The organism is Actinoplanes ianthinogenes (assembly GCF_018324205.1).
Lineage (GTDB): Bacteria > Actinomycetota > Actinomycetes > Mycobacteriales > Micromonosporaceae > Actinoplanes > Actinoplanes ianthinogenes.
On record NZ_AP023356.1, the window covers coordinates 1669367 to 1688995 of the forward strand.

At 72.2% G+C, this 19629-nt stretch carries 16 protein-coding genes; 14 read left to right on the plus strand and 2 right to left on the minus strand.

Translation table 11 applies throughout. The features are described 5' to 3' along the window. Window positions 1-9: 9 nt before the first annotated feature. The 12 genes from Aiant_RS07625 to Aiant_RS07680 all read left to right on the plus strand — a co-directional run bounded on the left by Aiant_RS07625 (window position 10) and on the right by Aiant_RS07680 (window position 15969). Window positions 10-780, plus strand: a complete 771-nt coding sequence (locus Aiant_RS07625; RefSeq protein ID WP_189332698.1) for a polysaccharide deacetylase family protein — start codon at window positions 10-12, stop codon at window positions 778-780. Beyond that, entirely contained in the window at window positions 773-1906 is a 1134-nt protein-coding gene (locus tag Aiant_RS07630; protein WP_189332697.1) for an aminotransferase class I/II-fold pyridoxal phosphate-dependent enzyme, read from the plus strand. The genes Aiant_RS07625 and Aiant_RS07630 overlap by 8 nt, the downstream gene beginning before the upstream one ends. Window positions 1907-1912: 6 nt before the next feature. Continuing rightward, window positions 1913-3148, plus strand: coding sequence for a glycosyltransferase family 4 protein (locus Aiant_RS07635; protein WP_189332696.1), 1236 nt, complete (start codon window positions 1913-1915; stop codon window positions 3146-3148). Window positions 3149-3167: 19 nt separating this feature from the next. Continuing rightward, window positions 3168-4721: a tyrosine-protein kinase domain-containing protein gene (locus Aiant_RS07640; RefSeq protein WP_189332695.1), complete on the plus strand. Its 1554-nt coding sequence runs from the start codon at window positions 3168-3170 to the stop codon at window positions 4719-4721. Next, window positions 4714-6015 carry a lipopolysaccharide biosynthesis protein gene (locus tag Aiant_RS07645; RefSeq protein WP_229830518.1) on the plus strand — a complete coding sequence of 434 codons (1302 nt, stop codon included), beginning with the start codon at window positions 4714-4716 and terminating at the stop codon, window positions 6013-6015. Before Aiant_RS07640 ends, Aiant_RS07645 begins: the two co-directional genes overlap by 8 nt. After that, window positions 6008-7228: an O-antigen ligase family protein gene (locus tag Aiant_RS07650; RefSeq protein WP_189332694.1), complete on the plus strand. Its 1221-nt coding sequence runs from the start codon at window positions 6008-6010 to the stop codon at window positions 7226-7228. The genes Aiant_RS07645 and Aiant_RS07650 overlap by 8 nt, the downstream gene beginning before the upstream one ends. Then, window positions 7225-8376, plus strand: coding sequence for a hypothetical protein (locus Aiant_RS07655; RefSeq protein WP_189332693.1), 1152 nt, complete (start codon window positions 7225-7227; stop codon window positions 8374-8376). Before Aiant_RS07650 ends, Aiant_RS07655 begins: the two co-directional genes overlap by 4 nt. A 10-nt stretch (window positions 8377-8386) precedes the next feature. Further along, window positions 8387-9409, plus strand: a complete 1023-nt coding sequence (locus tag Aiant_RS07660; RefSeq protein ID WP_189332692.1) for a GNAT family N-acetyltransferase — start codon at window positions 8387-8389, stop codon at window positions 9407-9409. A gap of 9 nt (window positions 9410-9418) precedes the next feature. Continuing rightward, window positions 9419-10621 (plus strand): FAD-dependent monooxygenase, encoded by a 1203-nt coding sequence (locus tag Aiant_RS07665; RefSeq protein ID WP_189332691.1) that lies wholly within the window; start codon window positions 9419-9421, stop codon window positions 10619-10621. A 22-nt stretch (window positions 10622-10643) separates the two neighbouring features. Beyond that, complete coding sequence (locus tag Aiant_RS07670; protein WP_189332690.1) at window positions 10644-11657, plus strand: GNAT family N-acetyltransferase; 1014 nt, start codon at window positions 10644-10646, stop codon at window positions 11655-11657. Window positions 11658-11699: 42 nt separating this feature from the next. Then, window positions 11700-14948: a hypothetical protein gene (locus Aiant_RS07675; protein WP_229830517.1), complete on the plus strand. Its 3249-nt coding sequence runs from the start codon at window positions 11700-11702 to the stop codon at window positions 14946-14948. Window positions 14949-15165: 217 nt separating this feature from the next. Further along, complete coding sequence (locus Aiant_RS07680) at window positions 15166-15969, plus strand: intradiol ring-cleavage dioxygenase (protein WP_189332688.1); 804 nt, start codon at window positions 15166-15168, stop codon at window positions 15967-15969. 53 nt (window positions 15970-16022) lie between these two features. Here Aiant_RS07680 and fdhA read toward each other — a convergent pair whose 3' ends face one another. After that, entirely contained in the window at window positions 16023-17258 is a 1236-nt protein-coding gene (gene fdhA / locus Aiant_RS07685) for a formaldehyde dehydrogenase, glutathione-independent (RefSeq protein ID WP_189332687.1), read from the minus strand. 126 nt (window positions 17259-17384) lie between these two features. On the opposite strand from fdhA, the gene Aiant_RS07690 reads away from it, so the two are divergent. Further along, complete coding sequence (locus Aiant_RS07690; protein ID WP_189332686.1) at window positions 17385-18260, plus strand: WD40 repeat domain-containing protein; 876 nt, start codon at window positions 17385-17387, stop codon at window positions 18258-18260. A 3-nt stretch (window positions 18261-18263) separates the two neighbouring features. Continuing rightward, window positions 18264-19247 carry a magnesium transporter CorA family protein gene (locus tag Aiant_RS07695; RefSeq protein WP_189332685.1) on the plus strand — a complete coding sequence of 328 codons (984 nt, stop codon included), beginning with the start codon at window positions 18264-18266 and terminating at the stop codon, window positions 19245-19247. On the opposite strand, the gene Aiant_RS07700 is transcribed toward Aiant_RS07695, so the two are convergent. Beyond that, on the minus strand, window positions 19248-19604 hold the full coding sequence (locus tag Aiant_RS07700) for a hypothetical protein (RefSeq protein WP_189332684.1): 357 nt from the start codon (window positions 19602-19604) through the stop codon (window positions 19248-19250). Window positions 19605-19629 lie beyond the last annotated feature (25 nt).

Below are 19629 nucleotides of genomic sequence, written 5' to 3' on the forward strand. Positions count from 1 at the left end.
GCCGGTCGCATGGAGGCGCCGACGGCGATCAAACGACGTCTGAACGAACTAGGCCTGCGGACCCGCCTCCGGGCCAGGCCACGGACGCAGGGCCGGGTGCTCGCGCCGGCCGGGTTGTTCCGCCGCCTGCCCAGCGCGCCCGGGTTGTTCTTCCCCTTCTACCACGACGTGCTCGCGGAGTACGCCGGCGACCTGCGCCGCCACCTGCGCCGGATGAGCCGGATCGGGACCATGGTGAGCTGGGAGGAGGCCCTCGCGGTGCTGGCCGACGAGCGGCCGCTGACCGAGCCGACGTTCTGCCTCAACTTCGACGACGGTCACCTGAGCTGGCGTGACGTGGTCGTGCCGATGCTGCTGGAGCTGAAGCTGCCGGCCACCTTCTTCGTCACCACCGGACTGATCGGCCGGCCCGGGAACCTGAGCTGGGACGACGTCCGGGACATCCAGCGGGCCGGGTTCGCGATCGGCTCGCACACGGTGACCCATCACCGGCTGGCCGACCAGGACGACGACGAGGTGTGGCACGAGATCGCCGACTCCAAGGCGGAGCTGGAGGACGAGCTGGGGATCGAGATCCGGGACTTCGCCGCGCCGTACGGCTATCCCCGGGTGGACTTCACCGAGCGGGAGGTGCGGGCGGCCGAACGGGCCGGGTACCGCAGCTTCTCCTCGACGCTGCGCCCGGCCATGCACCCCGGCGACTCACCGATGGGGATCCACCGGCAGGGGCTGCACCCGGCCTGGCCGCTGATGGCAGTGCGGACCCGAGTCCATGACTGAGCCACGGATCTATCTCAGCCCACCCGACGTCACCGACGTCGAGCGGAAACTGCTGCTGGAGGCGTTCGACTCGAACTGGGTCGCGCCGGTCGGGCCGGACCTGGACGCCTTCGAGGCCAAGTGCGCCGAGCTCGTCGGCGTCCGGCACGCGGTGGCGCTCAGCAGCGGCACCGCCGCCCTGCACCTGGCGCTGATCGCGGCCGGGGTGCGCCGCGGCGACACCGTGCTGGTCCCGTCGTTCACCTTCGCGGCCACCGCCAACGCGGTGATGTACCTCGGCGCCCGCCCGGTCTTCCTGGACAGCACCCCGGAGAGCTGGAACGTCGACCCGCAGATCCTCGTCGACGAGCTGCGCGGCCGCTCGGTCCGCGGCCAGCTGCCGCGCGCCGTGATCACCGTCGACATGTACGGGCAGTGCGCCGACTACCAGCCCATCCTGGAGGCCTGCGACCGATACGGCGTCCCGCTGATCGAGGACGCCGCCGAGGCCCTGGGCGCGACCTACCGGGACCGCCCGGCCGGGTCGTTCGGGCTGGCCGGGGTGCTCTCGTTCAACGGCAACAAGATCGTCACCACCGGCGGCGGCGGGGTGCTGGTCACCGACGACGGCTCGGTCGCCGGTCAGGTCCGGCACCTGTCCACCCAGGCGCGCGAGCCGGTGGCGCACTACGAGCACCGCACGGTCGGCTACAACTACCGGCTCAGCAACCTGCTCGCCGCGGTCGGGCGGGGACAGTTGCAGCGGCTGCCGTCGATGATCGAGGCGCGCCGGGTGACCTTCGAGCATTACCGGGCGGCGCTCGGCGACCTGAGCGGGTTCGACTTCCTGCCGGTGGCGGGCTATGGCGTACCGAACTGGTGGCTGACCTGTCTGCTGGTCGACTCGCAGCGGACCCGCGATCTGATCGTGGCCGAGCTCGCGAAAGCCGACATCGAGGCGCGCCCCACCTGGAAGCCGATGCATCTGCAACCGGTGTACCGGGACTGCGTGATGCGCGGCGGCGCGGTCAGCGCCGACCTTTTCCACCGCGGGCTCTGCCTGCCCAGCGGTTCCGCCCTCACCGGGCACGACCGGGATCGGGTGGTGGCCGCCGTCCGGTCGGCCGTCCACGAGCAGGAAGGGTGACCGCGGATGCGCATCGTCTACATCCACCAGTACTACTGCAACCCGGGGATGGCCGGCGGCATCCGCTCCTACGAGCAGGCGAAGCGGCTGGTGGCACGCGGGCACACGGTCGACGTGATCACCACCGACATCACCCCGGGTGACCGGGAGCTGGGGTGGAAGATCACCCATGAGGACGGGATCACCGTCCACTGGTTCCGGATCCCCTACAACAACCACATGTCGTACGCCCGCCGGCTGCGCGCGTTCGCGGAGTTCATGGTGCTCGCCACCACCCGCGCGGCCCGGATGAGCGCGGACCTGGTCTTCGCCACCAGCACCCCGCTCACCGTCGCGGTACCCGGTGTACTCGCCGCTCGGCTGCGCCGGGTGCCGTTCGTCTTCGAGGTCCGTGACCTCTGGCCGGAGGTGCCGATCGAGATGGGCGCGCTGCGCAACCCGGTCACCCGGGGCCTGGCCGGCGCGCTGGCGACCTTCGCCTATCGCAACGCCGCCGAGGTGGTCGCCCTCTCCCCCGGGATGGCCGCCGGGGTGACCAGGCGCCGCCCCGGCACCCCGGTCACCGTGGTGCCGAACGCCGCCGACCTGGACCTCTTCCACGTCGACCCGGCGCAGGTCAAGCGGTTCCGCGGCGAACACCGCTGGCTCGGCGACCGGCCGCTGATCGTCTACACCGGCGCGCTGGGCGCGGTGAACGGGGTGGAGTACCTGATCCGCGCGGCCCGGCGGATGCGCGAGCTGGACCCGGAGATCCAGGTGCTGATCGTCGGGCACGGCAAGGAGTGGGAGAGCACCGGACGGCTCGCCGCCGAGCACGGCCTGCTCGACGCGACAGTCCGGATGTGGGAGAAGGTCCCCAAGTCCGAGCTGCCGGTGATCCTGGGCGCCGCGACCATGTCGACCAGCATGGTCCGGCCGATCCGCGGCCTCTGGGACAACTCGGCCAACAAGTTCTTCGACGCGCTCGCCGCGTCCCGGCCGATCGCCGTCAACTACGGCGGCTGGCAGGCCGACCTGATCACCGAGACCGGCGCCGGGCTGGTCCTCGACCCGTACGACGCGGACGCCGCCGGGGAGCTGATGGCCGACCGGGTGCGGGACGAGGACTGGCTGGTCAAGGCCCGGGCCGCGGCCCATCGCCTGGCCGTCGACGAGTTCTCCCGGGACCAGCTCTACGAACGCTTCGAGGCGGTACTGACCCGGGCGGCGGGCCGCCGAGCCGTGCTGACCCAGCAGTCCTGACACGGGGGGATCTGACAAAGTGGAACTACGCGCATATCTCCGGGCCTGCCGCCGCCGATGGCTCTGGCTGCTGATCCCGGTGCTGGTGGCCACCACCGTCGCGGCCGGCCTGACCCTCACCGCGAAACCCGCCTACAAGTCGTCGATGCTGCTGTTCGTCTCGGCCGGCACCGGCGACCCGGACGCCAACTCCCGCCGGCTCAACTCCTACATCGCCCTGCTCACCGGTCCCCGGGTCGCCGAGGGCGTGGTCGCCGAGCTCGGTCCTCAGATCACCGCCGAGCAGGTCCGCAAGAGCCTGTCCGCCCAGGTCAGCGAGGGCACCGACCTGCTCGCCATCGCCGCCGTCGACCCCAGCGCGGCGCGCAGCCGGGAGATCGTCACCACCGCCGCGGCGGTGCTGGTCACGGTCGCCAAGGGGATCGCCACGCCGAGCCCGGACGGCGGCCCGGCCCCGTCCATCTCGATCCTCCAGGAGGCGGAGACCGTCAAGCAGCCCAGCGGACTCGCCCGCAACGCCGGCTTCGCCGCGGTGCTCGGCCTGCTGATCGGCGCGATCGCGGTGGCGATCCGGGAGTTCTCCGGCAAGACCGTGGCCGAGGAGGAGGACCTGCGCCGGCTCGGCCTCGGCACGGTCGGCGTCATCTCGCTGGAGGGACGTGGCCGCGACGAGCACCCGGACCAGGCGCTGGCCGAGGCGTTCCGGCGGCTGCGCAGCCTGCTGCCCGGCGTTACCGACGGGCGCCGCGGCAGCCCCCGCGGCCGGTCACTGCTGCTGGCCGGCACCAGCCGCAAGGAGGGCACCACCGCGGTCACCTGCGGGCTGGCCATCGCGATGGCCGAGACCGGCGCGCGGGTCGTGCTGGTGGACGCCAACCTGCGCACCCCCGGAGTCGGCCGCTACCTCTCCCTCGACCCGGCGCCCGGCCTGGCCGAGGTGCTCTCCGGCGCCGCGCGGGTCCCGGACGTGCTGTGCGAGTCGCTGAACGGGCGGCTCACCGTGCTGCCGGCCGGCCAGCAGAGCCCCGACCCGGGCGGGCTGCTCGCCTCGCCCCGGCTGCCGGCCACCGTCCGCACCCTCACCGAGCGGTTCGACGTGGTGCTGGTCGACGCGCCACCGCTGAACGGGCCCGCCGACGCCGCGGTGCTCGGCAAGGTGACCGACAGCGCGCTGCTGGTGGTCCGCGCCAACCGGACCCGGACGGCGGACGTCGAGAAGTCGATGGAGCTGCTGGAGAAGGTCGGCGCCAAGCTGGCCGGCGCGGTCCTCAACGCCCTGCCCCGCAAACTGCCCACCGGCCAGGCCTGGCCGGACGCCTCCCAGGTGCCCGCGTCCGAACTGCTCATCCCGCTGGACGAGCCGGACGAGGCGGCGCCGGCCGGCGGCATCCCGGCGCCCCGGCCCCCGGCCGGCGTGGTCCGCGGCCGGGCCCGGGTGGTCAACGCGGCCCTGGACGGGGCTCCGGACGAGATAGCCCGCGGAAAGGCGCCCGTGATAGAGCCGACGAGCCCGGCGCCGGCGCCCGCGGCCGAGCCGGATCCGGAGCCAGAGAAGCGGCCAGACGGTGAGTGAACTGCGGGTGGACCAGCAGACGACCACGGCGGAGCCGGCGTCCCGCCGGGTCAACCGGCTCACGTGGCTGATCGGGCACCTCCGGGAACCCTACGTCCAGCTGATCGCCTCGCAGATGCTCACCGGCGCGGTGGCCTTCGCGGCGAACATCCTGATGGTCCGCTCGCTGACCCCGACCCACCGGGGCGAGGTCGCGCTGCTGTTGCAGGTCACCTACCTGGCGACCCAGGTGCTGCTGCTGGGCACCGAGCGCAGCTTCGTGGCCACCTATCACAACGTGGCCCCGGGACCGGCGGTCCGGGCGTACGCGAAACTGCTTCTGGTGCCGTGTGCGGTCGGCCTGGCCGGAGCCGTGATCTTCACAGCGGTCGCGCCGCACCGGAGCAACCCCGGCCCGGTGATCGTCGCGATGCTGGCCTGGTACACCGTGGTCGAGGCGTCCTCGCTGGCCACCCGGTCGATCGCGATCGCGGTGGGCCGGGTGCGCGACTTCATGATGTGCCGGGTGATCGAGTCCGGCCTGCTGCTGGTCATGCTGGTCGGCCTGTACGCCGCGCACACCTCGCACCCGGAGGTCTGGTTCCTCGCCTACCTGGTCGCCGGCGCCGCGCCGACCATCGTCTACCTGGCGATCTGGCTGCGCCTGCCGCCCGACCCGAACGCCGCCCCGGTACGCCACGAGCAGGGCCGGATGGTCCGCCGCGAGGGTCTGTCGCTGTTCCCCGCGGCCATCTCCAACATGGCGATGCTCCGGGTGGACCGCCTGGTCATCCCGGCCCTCGCCTCCACCGCGGCGCTCGGCCTTTACACCAGCGTCGCCACCATGACCGAGCTGCTGGCCTGGCCGCTGCGCGCTTTCGCCGACGCCCGGCTGGGCAGGTGGCGGGCCGCGCACAACGACGGCACCCTGCGGGCCACCCCGATCATCCTGGCCGCCGCCGTCTACACGCTGGTCGTGGTCCCGTTCGTGGCCGGCGGGCTCTACCTGCTGATCGTCCCGGTCTTCGGCCACCAGTACTCGCCGGCCAAGGTGGTCGTGCTGCCGCTGGTCGTCGCCGCCGGCCTGTACGCGATCTCCCGGATCACCCTGGGCCTGCTGATCGCCCGCGGCCACGGCACGCTGGTGTCGGCCGCCGAGATCACCGGTTTCGCCGTGAGTTTCGCGGTGTACCTGCTGCTCATCCCCCGGCTGGGCATCCTCGGCGCGGCCTACGGCTCACTTGCCGGATATGGCGCCTGCCTGGTGTTCGCGCTGGTGGCGAGCCGTCTGGTGAAAGACAAGAGCCGTGTCTGAGCCGCGGGTGTTCCTGGCGCCCGGGCTGCTGCTCGTGCTGATCGCGGTCGGCGGCCGGTTCACCCTGGACCGGGCCGGGTTCACCAGCCTGGGCTGGGTCGACCTGCGGGTGGTCGGCCTGCTGGTGGCGCTGGTCCTGCTGGTCCTGGACATCAGCCGCCGGGTCGAGCGGCAGCGGACCGGCCGGGACGAGACCTGGCTGGTCGTCACCCTGCTGTTCTTCCTGTTCCAGATCGCCTCGGCGCTGTGGGCGCCACCGGCCGCCCGGATCGGCGCGCAGGTCCTGGACATGGTCCTGCTCGCCACGCTGACGCTGATGTTCTATTACTGGACGCTGGGCGACCCGGACCGCGCCGTCCGGTACACCTTCCTGCTGTTCTACGTCACCGGGATCGTGTTCGGGCTGGCCGCCATCTTCATCAACGGCCCCGGCGAGCAGGGTCGTTACTCGGCGTTCGGCGGCGGGCCCAACGTCTTCGTCCGCATCGAACTGCTCGGCGTGATCAGCGCGATCGCGCTCGCCCTGATCCATCGGCGGTTGCTGTGGCTGCTGGCCACGCCGCTGCTGCTGCTGGCTGCGTTCCTCTCCGGGTCGCGGGGCGCCCTGCTCGCCGCCGGGGTTGTCGGCGGCTACGCGCTCTGGAAGATCCGCGGCCGGCTCAGGCTCGGCCCGGTGACCGGTGCCGCCGCGTTCGTGGTGACCGCCGGGATCGTCATCTGGTTCACCGCGCCACCGGCCTTCACCGCGCTGTTCCAGGAGCGGTTCGTCGAACAGACGGTCGAGGAGCAGTACACGTCGAACCGCACCGACATCTGGGCCGCCGCGCTGAAGCTGGGGTGGGACCACCCGATCGGTGGCAGCGGCCTGGACGGCTTCTACGGGACGATCGGCATCAACCAGATGATCGAGTACCCGCACAACTACGTGCTCGCCGTCGTGGCGGAAGGCGGACTGATCGGCCTCGGGCTGCTCACCCTCGCGGTCATACTCTGGACAAGGACCGTACGCGGTGGCGGCGCCCGCCCACAGGTGACCGGGCTCGCCGTGTCGGCGGCCGTGTTCGTGGCGCTGAGCAGCCTGTTCTCCGGTGACTACTACGACGCCCGGCTCGCTTGGATCTTCGCCGCGATGGCCGCCGCGGCCGCGGTCACGCAGGACCGGACGGCGTCCGCCGCCGCGCCTGCCCGCGAGCGAGAGGCAGTACCACGATGACTTCCCATCAACGATTCGGGCGGCGGGCGGTGTTGCTGCTGGGCGTCGGCTCGGTGGTGGCCGTGACCGCGGCGAACAGCGCGGCCCGGCCGTGCAACGCCGAGCCGCTGCCCCCGGCCGAGCCGGTGGCCGAGCCACCGGCGGAGACGACGGTCAAGCTGAAGCCGGTCAGCTACTGGACCGGCTTGTTCGAGCGCAGCTGGGACTACCAGGCGCGGACCGCGCAGCCGCTGAGCCGGTCCCGGGACAGCCAGGACCACTACGACCTGTCGTACACGCTGGACGCGAACGTGGCGATGTTCCGGGCCACCGGCGCGCTGCGTTACCTGGACCGGGCGATCGCCTACGTCGACAACGTGGCGTCCTCGGCCGTGCCGTCCACCTCGCTGCCCGGCAGCAGCTTCCGGGACGGGTACCGCGGCTGGCCGTCGAGCAAGTCCGGCGAGGGCGGCGACGAGGTGCCGCTCTACGAGAGCTACTTCTGGCGGTACGCCACCCAGTTGCTGGTCGCCATGCGGCAGAGCACCGCGGTGTACGCGAACGCGAGCTACCGCGCCGTCTACGAGCGACTGCACACCTTCGCCGAGGTGGAGGTCTTCGAGAAGTGGTACTCCCGGGGCGCCGGCGAGACGATCTTCCGGGACCGCACCCACATGGCCTCGCACTGGGCGCTGATCGCGCTCAACCTGGGGCAGCTCGCCACCGACCCGGACCGGCGGGCCCGGTACAAGCAGGTGCACGACACGATCAGCGCCCAGCTGCGCAACCAGATGATGCGCAATCCGGTGGAGCCGACCGCGTACTTCTGGAGCGACGTGTGGGGCTCGGCCCGCCGGCCCGGGCAGGACGTGGGGCACGGCAACGGGGTGATCGCGTACGTGGTCGAGGCCAAGGACCACAAGCAGGGCTGGACGGCGGCGGACATGACCGCGTTCGGGGCGCTGCTCGGCAAGGTGATCTGGCCGGGCGGGACCACGTACCGGGAGTTCGTCGACGGGACCGGGTCGGACAACGGCTGGATCGCCGACGGCTTCGTCAAGCTCGGCCGCTACGACGCGAACCTCCAGCGTCGCCTGGACTCGTACCAGGTGGTCAACGACCAGTTCGCCGGAAACATGGCGCTCAACGCAAAGATCCTGCGCGGGTGAGGAGACACCTATGACGGCATCGCTGCTGGAACCGGCGGCCCGGGAGTGGAAGGAGACGTTGCAGCACGTCGAGCACGACATGTATCACGTGCCGGACTACGTCGTCCTGGACGCCCGGCTGTACGGCGGCGCGCCGGCCGCGTTCCACTTCGAGCGGGGCGCGCGGCGGCTGCTGATTCCGCTGATCGTCCGGGAGATACCCGGCTCGGAGCTGCGGGACGCGCTGTCGCCGTACGGATATCCGGGTCCGGTCAGCGATGCCGCGCCGCACGAGACGGCCTTCTGGCGGGCGGCCTGCGCCGCCCTGATCGAGACGCTGCGGCAGGCCGGGATCGTCTCGGTGTTCGTCCGGATGCATCCGCTGCTGAAGCCGCCGTCGCCGGTGCTCGGCGAGGCCGGCGCGCTGGTCCGGCACGGCGAGACGGTGTCGATGGACCTCACGGTCAGCGTCGAGGAGATGTGGAGCCAGACCCGCAGCGACCACCGCAACCACATCAACCGGGCGAGACGCGCCGGCACCGAGGTCGTCTTCGACGACTGGGGGCGGCTCGCCGAGTGGGTCGAGGTCTACCACGACAACATGCGGCGGGTGGGCGCGGCCGACTACTACTTCTTCACGTACGACCACCTGGCCGCCCTGCACGACGCGGTCGGTGACCACATGCACCTCGCGGTCGCCCTCGAAGGCGACGAGGTGGTGGGCGGCAACACCTTCTTCGAGTACGACGGGATCGCCACCGGGTACGTCTCGTCCACCCGGCGGGCCCGCGGCCGGTACGCCGACGAGTTGCTCTACGACTCGGTGCGCCGGTGGTGCAAGGAGCGCGGCGCCGCGGTGTTCCACCTGGGCGGCGGCAAGGGCGGGGCGAACGACTCGCTCTTCTCCTACAAGGCCGGGTTCTCGCCGAGCCGGCACCCGTTCCACACCTGGCGCGTGGTGACCGACCCCGTGGCGTACGAGAATCTGGTCCGCGAACGGCGGCCCGGGGCCGATCCGGCGGACCTGTCCACCACCTTCCCGTCCTATCGCTAGGAGCGCGCCATGCGGATCACCTGCGTCGGCGGCGGCCCCGCCGGTCTGTACTTCGCGGTGCTGGCCAAGCTGGCCGACCCGGCCCGCGAGATCACCGTGCTGGAGCGCAACCCGCCCGGCGTCACCTACGGCTGGGGTGTGGTCTTCTGGGACGACCTGCTCGACGATCTGTTCCGCTACGACCCGGTCAGCGCCGCCCGGATCTGGGAGGCGGCCTACAAGTGGAACGAGTACGAGGTCCGGGTCACCGGCAAACCCGACTCCCACCTGGGCGGATACGGCTTCAGCATGGGCCGGCACAAGCTCCTGGAGATCCTCGGCGACCGGGCCCGCGAGCTGGGTGTCGAGGTGCGGTACTCCGACGACCTGACCGACCCGGCCATGCTGCCGCCGGCCGACCTGGTGGTGGCCTGCGACGGCGCCGGCAGCCGGATCCGGGAGCTGCACGCCGAGCACTTCGGGGCGACCGTCGAGACCGGCCGCAACAAGTACATCTGGCTGGGCACCCCGCACGTGTTCCGCACCTTCCGGTTCGGCTTCGAGCGGACCGACGCCGGCTGGATCTGGTTCCACGCCTACCCGTTCAGCGACACGGCCAGCACGTTCATCGTGGAGTGCACCCCGGAGACGTGGTCCGGGCTGGGCCTGGACGAGCTGGACTCGGCGGCCGGCAACGCCCGGTTGCAGGAGATCTTCGCCAAGCACCTGAACGGCCGGCCGCTCGACGACGCCGGCCGGGGCTGGCTGAACTTCCGGCGGGTCACCGCCGAGCGCTGGGACCACGGCAACGTGGTGCTGATGGGCGACGCCGCGCACACCACCCACTTCGCCATCGGCTCCGGCACCAAGCTGGCGATGCAGGACGCGATGGCGCTGGCGGACGCTGTCGCGGTCCATGACAAAGACGCCCTGCCCGCGGCGCTGGAACAGTACGAACACCGCCGCAAGGTCGCACTCGCCCCGCTGCAACGCGCCGCGCTCGCCAGCAGCGAGTGGTTCGAGCGGATGCCGGAGTACGCGGAGCTGCCGGCGAAGCGGTTCTCCTACGCCCTGTTCAACCGCCGCGAGGACTTCCCCGCGTGGCGGTACCTGCTGCATATTTCGACGCAGGGCACGGTCCCCCGCACGATGTTGCGCTGGACGCTGAACGCACGACGGTGGAACCGGGCCCGCCGGCGGCCGGCCGGCGGCCTCACCGCAGCAGTCCCCTGACCCCCGAGGACGAGGAGTACCGATGGCCGAAGGTGCGCTCCTGGAACCGGACGACACCGCGTGGGCCGAGGCGCTGAGCCGCACCCGGCACGACATCTACCACCTGCCCGCCTACGCACGGCTGGACGCCCAGCTCGTCGGAGGCACCGCGACGGCGTTCCGCTACGACGAGGCCGACCACGTCCTGCTGCTGCCCCTGATCCTGCGCCCGATCCCGGAGACCGGGCTGCGCGACGCCATCTCGCCGTACGGCTATCCCGGCCCGGTCAGCGACGTGGCGCCGGTCAACAGCGGGTTCTGGGCGCGGGCCGCCCGGGCGCTGGTCGAGCTGCTGAACACGCACGGGGTGGTCACCGCGTTCGTCCGGCTGCACCCGCTGCTGCCGGCGCCGCGGATCTCCCTCGAGCAGGCCGGCACCCTGGTCAACCACGGGCAGACCGTGTCGATCGACCTGACCGGCACCGCCGAGCAGATCTGGCACGACACCCACCGCACGCACCGCAAACAGATCAACCGGGCCAAGCGCGCCGAGGTGGAGATCGTCTTCGACGACTGGGACACGTTCGACACGTGGGTCGACACGTACCACGCGACGATGCACCGGGTCGGCGCCCGGGAGTTCTACTTCTTCAGCCACGAGCACCTGCACCGGCTGCGGGCCGCGCTCGGCGGGCATCTGCACCTGGCCACCGCGGTGCGGCGGGGCGAGGTGCTCGGCGGGAACCTCTTCTTCGAGTACGACGGGATGATGCACACCCATCTCCAGGCCACCCGGGACGGGCAGATCTTCTACGCCGACAAGCTGCTGTACCACGAGGTGCGGCTGTGGGGGCGCGAGCGGGGGAACCGGGTGGTGCACCTCGGCGGCGGGGTGGGCGGGTCGGACGACTCGCTGTTCCAGTACAAGGCGGCCTTCGGCAACGGGCGGCAGGACTTCCACACCTGGCGGCTGATCACCGATCCGGCGGCGTACGAGCGGCTGGCCGGAGCGCCGACGCCCGAGTCACTGGTGGGACGATTCCCAACATACCGGTAAATCGGTCGGCCTCGGAGCGGCCACCCGACCACAATGATCGACATGCTGGCCGCCACCCGGGAACTGCTCGACACCCTCGATCCGCTGCCGTCACGGATGCGGATGCGCCACCTCGCCGCCTGGGCGGCCACCGCCCCGGACCGGGCCGAGGTCTGCGCCGATCTGCGCGCCGGTGACGGTTACCAGCGGCACCTGGCCCTGGTCGCCGCGCTGGTCGCCGGGGATGCCGCGGCGATCGACGCGGCCACCCACGATCCGCTGCCCGGCCTGCGGTCGTTCGCCCTGCAGGCCGCGCTGCGCACCGGCCGGATGGCGCGGCGGATCGAGGAGCTGCCCGCCACCGATCGCCGCCGCGTCTACCGTACGCTGCGCGCCCGCCCCACCCCGGCCATCGCGGACGCGTTGATCCGCGACGTCCAGGCCCGTTTCGGCGACGACGAGGCGGCCGCCCTGCTGCCCGCGTGCGGCGCGGAGACGGTACGCGAGCTGCTCCCCGACCTGGCCCACGCCACCCGGCTGGCCGCCCTGGTCCGCCACCACCCCGCGGTGTTCGTCGACTACGTCGCCGCGACCCTGGCCGCCGCCGCGCCGGAAGACCTCGGCTGGGCGTGGAATCGGCTGGCCGCCGCGGTGCTCACCCTCGACCCGGAGCAGGCTCTCGGCCTGATCGAGACGTATGCGCCGGAGGACGCCCTGCCCGGCGACACCGGCCGGTACGGGCCGCTCGCCGGGCACGCGCCCCGGCGGGTGCTGCGGCTGCTGACCGCGCCTTCCCGGGCGGGATGGCTGCGGCGCAGCACGCTGCCGCAGGTGATCCTGCGCCGTCTCGCGGTGCTGCCCGACGAGGAGCTGGCGCCGCTGACCCGCGGTCTGAACGGGCTGGCGCCGCTGCTGCGGGCGCTGCCGCCGGGCCGGCGCGGCGTGATCTACGACGCCGGGCTGGCCGAGCAGGACACCAGCCGGTTCGTGCCGGATCACGGGGTGCTCGAGCTGCTGCCGGCCGCGATCCGGGTCCGGGAGGTGCGGCGGCTGCTGGCCCTCGACGAGGTGGCCCGGCGGGAGCAGCGGGTTCTGGATCTGAGCGCGTTCCTGGACTGGCCGGAGGCGGCCGCGGCGCAGGAGACCGCAGTGCGTTCCGGGGACGCCGGAGAGCGGGCCGCTGCCTGGACCCGGCTGGTCCGGGCGGCCGGCCGGTCCCGGGACACCGCGGCGGTGGCCGAGGTGGTCACCCGGCTGACCCGGCTGCGCAACGAACAGGACCCGGTCCGCTCGGCCGCGCTCACCGCCCTGGCCGGGGCGGCCCGCCTGCTCACCGCCGGCTCGGCGGCCGCGCTGACCACGATCACCACCGACGCGGTCGAGGCCCGGGACGCCTCCGGGACCACCACGATGGCGCTGACCCGGCTGGCCACCGACACTCTGCAACACCATGTCGACGTGCCGGAGCTGCGCGAGTGGGCGCTGCACACGATCGATCTGGCCGGCAGCGAGGCGACGGTGCCGATGTTGCGGCGCTTCGACCGGGTGTTGCGCCGCGGCCAGGAGGCCATGGTCTTCGACCGGCTCCGCCCGTGGATCACCGGAAACCTCGCGCGTGGCCGGTACGCGCCGCTCTTCGCGGTCACCGAGGCGCTCGGCGAGCGCGCGTGGCGGGTGCCGGGGCTCCAGGAGTTGCTGCGTCACGCCGCCGGGCCGGAGACCAAGGCGTGGATCGCGGCCATCGCCATCACCCGCTGGCTGGAGGATCCGCGGCAGCGCGACGCGCGGGTGGCCGAGGTGCTGGCCGCCGACCCGTCCGCGGTGCTTCTCACGCCGGTCTGGGAGATCGTCGCGACCCGCCGGACCGACCTGCTCGACGAGGTGCTCGCCCGCCCGCCGGCCGGGCGGTTCACCGACGAGCGCACCCGGCCGGTGCCGGGGTGGGCGCCGGGTGCTCGGCGCTGGCTGCCCCGGCAGCAGGCCGCGTTCGTCGCGCTGCACGCCCGCATCGCCGGCGACACCGGCATCGACGTCGGGGAACGGGTCGCCTCGCTGCGGGTCGCCGCCCCGCTCGGGGAGCCGGGCCGGGAACTGGTGCTCCGCCACCTGGCCGCGCCGGAGGTCCGCCTTGCCGAGGCTGCCCTCGGCGCTCTGGTCTGGACCGAGCGGCCCGACCTGGCGCTGCCGGTGCTGCTCCCGCACGCCGGCGACGACCGGGCCCGGGTGGCGATGTACGCCGCCGCGCGAGCCGCCAAGCATCTCCCACCGGCCGCGCTGGCCGGCCCCTTCGCCGAGCTTCTCGACACCTCGGCCGCCGTCAAGATCACCAGTCGGAAGGAGGCCGTGCGGATCCTGGCCCGCTACGGCCCGCCGGACTCGATGGACCGGCTGCTCGCCGTCCACACCGCGCCGGAGCAGCACCGCGACGTCCGGGCGGCGATCGTCGGGGCCGCCCGGCAGCGCCTGGACGCCGAGGCGAGCTGGACCGTCCTGGAGCGGGCGATCGCCGCGAGCCGGGAGGAGCGCCGGGCCGTCCTGGACTCTCACCCGTACGCGATCCCGGCCCGGCACCGCCCGCGCTACGCCGCGCTGATCGCCGCCGCCTGCCGGGCCGACGACCGGGAGGTGCGGCGGGCCGCGTTCGCCAAGCTGCCGGACTGGTCCCGCTGGGCCGGCGACCTCACCGGCCTCGTCGTCGACCGCCTCACCGAACTGGCCGAGCCACTGACGCACATCGAGGCCGCGGCCCTGCTGCGGGCCGCCGGGGACGCCGCGCTGGAGCCGGCGCTGAGCCGGCTGGCGGCGACGCCCGAGCCGCAGCCGGAGCCGGGCGCCGACCTGCCGGCCCGCCGCCGGGTCGAGGTGCTGGCCCAGGGCGTGGCGACCCTCGGCCGCTCGCTGCCGCCCGGCGCCGGTCGGGGCGCCCTGATCGCCGGGATGCACGCTCTGGCCGCCCGGCCCGGCTACCTCACGGTCGCTCTCTCCGCGCTGGTCAGTCTCGGTCACCTGGACAACTTGCTGGAGATCGCGGACCGGTGCGCGGGCCGCCCGGTGATCGCCGCCCGGCTCGCCGAGCGGGTCGGCGCCCGCCTGCGCGAGGACCGGAACCCACCGTCGCCGGCCGTCCTGCACGACCTGATCGAGCGCCTGGCCTGGCGGGGTGATCTGGCCGGCGGGCTGTTCGCGGTGCAGCTGGTCCGGTTCGGAGCGGGTTACCGGTGGGCGGGCCGCTGGCGCGAACTGCTGCTGGCGCTGCGCTCGCACCCCGACCCGGACGTCCGCGACGACGCCGTCACGGTCACGATGACCTGACGGCGCGGCGGACCGCGGGCCGCGGCGGGCCCGCATGACCCGCGTGGCGGTCGTGCGCGGGCCGGGCGTCGCGGGCCGATCGGCACGGGGCTGCGGGTCGTACCGGAAGAGGTTGATCTGAACCGGGAGCGGAAAGCGGAGATCAACCACAGGCTATTCATAGGCTTCGATGTTTTGCTCTGAGCCGTCCTCAGTCCCCTTCCCCCGAGGAGGAACGGTGCAAGACAACGACGCCTACGTGCGCGAGGTGCACGACAAGGGGTTGCGGTTCGACCTGCCGGCGATGTCGCGGCGGCGGATGTTCGGTGTGGCCGGCGGGGTCGGCGCGGCCGCGGTGATCGGCGGCGCGCTGGCCGCCGGTGGCACCGATCCCGCGCTCGCGGCGTGCCTGGCCGAGGTCGAGTCGGAGACGGCCGGGCCCTACCCCGCCGACGGCTCGAACGGGCCGGACGTGCGGGTGAGATCCGGGATCGTCCGCAGTGACATCCGGTCGAGTTTCGGCACCTCGACGACCACCGCGCCGGGCGTGCCGCTGCAATTCTCGCTCACCGTGCAGAACCTGAGCTGCGGCCTGGTGTCCGGTGCGGCGATCTACGCCTGGCACTGCGACCGGGCCGGACGGTACTCGTTGTACTCGTCCGGGGTGACCGGCGAGAACTACCTGCGCGGGATCCAGGTCACCAACTCGTCCGGGGTGGCGACCTTCACCAGCATCTTCCCGGGCTGTTACGCGGGGCGCTGGCCGCACATCCACTTCGAGGTGTACTCCTCGCTGGCCGCCGCCACCAGCGGCGCCGGGCCGATCCGCAAGACCTCGCAGATCGCGCTGCCCAAGGACGTGTCGCAGACGGTGTACGCGAGCGCCACCGGGTACTCGGCGAGCGTCACCAACCTGAGCCGGATCAGCCTGGCCACCGACATGGTGTTCCGGGACGACCTGGCGGCCCGGGAGATGGCCACGGTGACCGGCTCGGTCGCGAACGGCTACGTGGCAAACCTGACGATCTCCGTGAACCTGTAGATCCGTGGTGTCCCGCCCCGAGGGGCGGGACACCACGAGATCAGCGCGGTGGCTCAGCGGCGGACCATGCCGTGCGGGTCGATGACGTACTTGCGGGCGGCGCCCTGGTCGAACTCGAGGTAGCCCTGCGGGGCCTGGTCGAGCGGGATCGGGGTGGCGTTCACGTTCTTCGCGATCTGCACCCGGTCGTGCAGGATCGCCATCATCAGCCCGTGGTTGTACTTCATCACCGGGCACTGGCCGGTGACGAACGAGTGCGACTTGGCCCAGCCCAGGCCCAGCCGCAGGGACAGGGACCCGACCTTGGCGGCGTCGTCGACCCCGCCCGGGTCACCGGTCACGTACAGGCCCGGCACGCCGATCGCGCCGCCGGCCCGGGTCAGGTCCATCAGCGAGTTGAGCACCGTGGCCGGTTTCTCCACCTGCGCGTCCTGCCCGTGCCCGCGCGCCTCGAAGCCGACCGCGTCGACCGCGCAGTCGACCAGCGCCTGCCCGATCGCCGGGGCGGCCCGGCCGAGGATCTGCTGCACCTGGTCGACCGGTTCGCCCCGGGACACGTTCACCGTCTCGCAGCCGAAGCTGCGGGCCTGGGCGAGCCGCTCCTCGTTCAGGTCGCCGACGATCACCACGGCGGCGCCGAGCAGGAACGCCGAGGTGGCCGCGGCCAGGCCGACCGGGCCGGCGCCGGCGATGTAGACGGTGGAGCCGGTGGTGACCCCGGCGCTGACGCAGCCGTGGTATCCGGTCGGGAAGATGTCGGAGAGCATGGTCAGGTCGAGGATCTTCTCCAGCGCCTGGTCGCGGTCGGGGAAGCGGAGCAGGTTCCAGTCGGCGTAGGGGACCATCACGTACTCCGCCTGGCCGCCGACCCAGCCACCCATGTCGACGTATCCGTACGCCGAGCCGGGCCGGTCCGGGTTCACGTTGAGGCAGACTCCGGTCTTGCCCTCCTTGCAGTTGCGGCACCGGCCGCAGGCGATGTTGAACGGCACCGACACGATGTCGCCGACCCGGACGAACTCGACGTCCGAGCCGACGTCGACCACCTCACCGGTGATCTCGTGGCCCAGCACCAGGCCCTCCGGGGCGGTGGTGCGCCCGCGGACCATGTGCTGGTCGCTGCCGCAGATGTTGGTGGTGACCGTCTTCAGGATGGCGCCGTGCGGGGTACGCCGCCCGACGTTCATCTTGTTGACGCCGGGGCCGTCCTTCACCTCGTACGCCGGGTAGTCGATGTCCTGGACCGCAACGCGCCCGGGACCCTGGTAGACAACGGCTCTGTTGCCCATGGTGGCCTCCATCGTCGGGTGAACTCGATCCCGATGTTTCTCGCGCGGTAGCCGAAAATGAACCCTCGGTAATATCGACGCGCGCCGAAAAACACATTGCACCCATCCGATGGCATCATTCGGCGCATGATCAACGATCTGCGGACACTCCGGCTCGACGGCGTCGACATGTTGATCTCCCGAAGCGACGACCTGGTCGAGATCAGGGATCCCCGCAACAACCGGCTGATCAGTTCCCATCGGTCGCACGGGATCAACCGGCTCGCCGTGTGCGAGCCGGGCTGGCGCGACCCGCTGGTCGCGGTGACCACGGATGACGGCCTGCGCTGGCTGGATCCACGGACCGGGCCAACAGCCGATGCGACCGACGAATCACCACTCATCGGCGCGACCGCCACCTGGGCCGGCACGCTGCTCGCCGCCTCGCCGGCCGAGCCGTTCCCGATGCTGCGCTGGGATGCCGGGACCGGCGCCCGCCTCGAACCGCTGGGGGTGCACGCCGACCAGATCAGCGCGCTCGCCGTGCTCGATCTGCCGGACGGGCCGGTGATCTGCGCCGGTGACCGGAGCGGCACGATCCACCGCTGGAACCCGCGCACCGGGGCCCGCGCCGGGGATCCGCTGACGGTCGGCGACGAGCAGATCACCGCGATCGCCGGGGTCCGGCTGCCGGACGGCCGGCAGCTGATCACGGCGGCGACCGCCGACCTGCATCGCTGGGATGCCGCAACCGGCGAGCCGATCGGCGTGCCGATGGTGGTCGACAGCTACGCGGTGCACCGGATCGACCCGGTCGCGGTCGATGGCCGGACCGAGCTGATCACCAGCGGTCACGACGAGGTCGTGCAGCGGTGGGACGCGGCCACCGGCGAGCGGCTCGGCGACCCACTGCCGGGTCGCTGCGCCACCGTGTTTTATCGATACGGGGAACTCACTCTCGCGATCGGCACCGCGCAGGGGACAGTGGAGCTGCGACCGTTGGGCACGTGGACCAGATCGTGAGGGATGGACGTCTGGCTGATCACCGACGAGGGGCTGGCCGAGCAGGAGCCCGACCGGCTCCCCGCGCTGCTCTCCGGCGGCCACGGCGTGATCTGGGTGGACATCCCGTCCTGTGACGAGCGGGCGATGGGCGTACTCAAAGAGGTCTTCGGTTTTCATCCGCAAGCCGTCCGGGACAGCGCGGAGCGCAACCGCGTGCCGAAGGTGCACGTCTACCGTGACCACGCCTTCGTCGTGCTGCACGCGCCGGAGCTGGGTGCCGCCGGGCACGTGCACTACGTCGAGCTGGACCAGTTCATCGGCCCGAACTACCTGGTCACCGTGCACGGTCCGCTGAACCCGGCGGTCGACCCGCGGGCCGCGCAGCGGGAGACCCACGAGGTGCTGCGGCGGGTCAGGGCGGGGCGGTTGCTCCCGGTGAGCGGCTGGGAGCTTTCGTACGCGGTGGTGGCCGCTCTCGCCCGTCACCTGGAGGGGTTCATCGAGCACCAGACCGAGGCGGTCTGGCAGCTCGAACAGCGGGTGACCAGCGGGCACCTGGGCAACCCGGAACAGTTCCTGGACGAGATGTTCCGGACCCGGCACGGCCTGATCGCGGTCCGGACGATGGGCGCCCTGGGCCGGGAGATCTACGGCCGGCTCGCCACCATCCACCGCGCCGTCCCCCCGGAGGCGACGCCGCTGCTCGACGACATCGTCGACCAGTTCGCCCGCGTCCACGGCGTGGCCGACAGCCAGAAGGAGTACCTCCAGGGCGTGATCGAGTTCTACCGCACCCGCAGCGACACGAAGATGACCGTGGCGGCCGAGCGCCTCGCCGTGATCGCCGTGGTCACCCTGCCGATCACCGCCCTCTCCTCGGTGCTGGGCATGAACCTGATCGTGAACCAGCACTCGGACTTCTCGCTGCTCGGCGCGACCCTGATCGTCATGCTGGTGATGTCGGCGCTGCTGCTCACCTGGGCCAAACGCCAGGGCTGGTGGTGATCAGCGGCGGGATGCCAGCAGGGCCAGCGCCAGATTGATCGAGGAAATGGCGATCGCGGTTTTCGCGGCCCGCGGCGGCAGCGCCCCGGAACGTCCGGCGAGCACCGCGGCGAGCACGTCGCTGCCGTGGATCACGATGCCCCGCTGGGCCACCCGGTGCTGCTCCGCGCCGCTGTTGACCAGCAGCTCCGCACCCAGGAAGACCGTGCGCACGCCGAACATCCGCAACGGGTAGATAGCCGCGGCGTTCTTCTCCGGATCACCGCCGAGCCGTTTCACCAGCAATTCCGGTACGACAAGCGCGGCGGATCCGACACCCACCCGGATCACGCCCAGTGCGGTTGCGGCGATGGACATTCCGCGACGATGTCAGCCGTCAGCG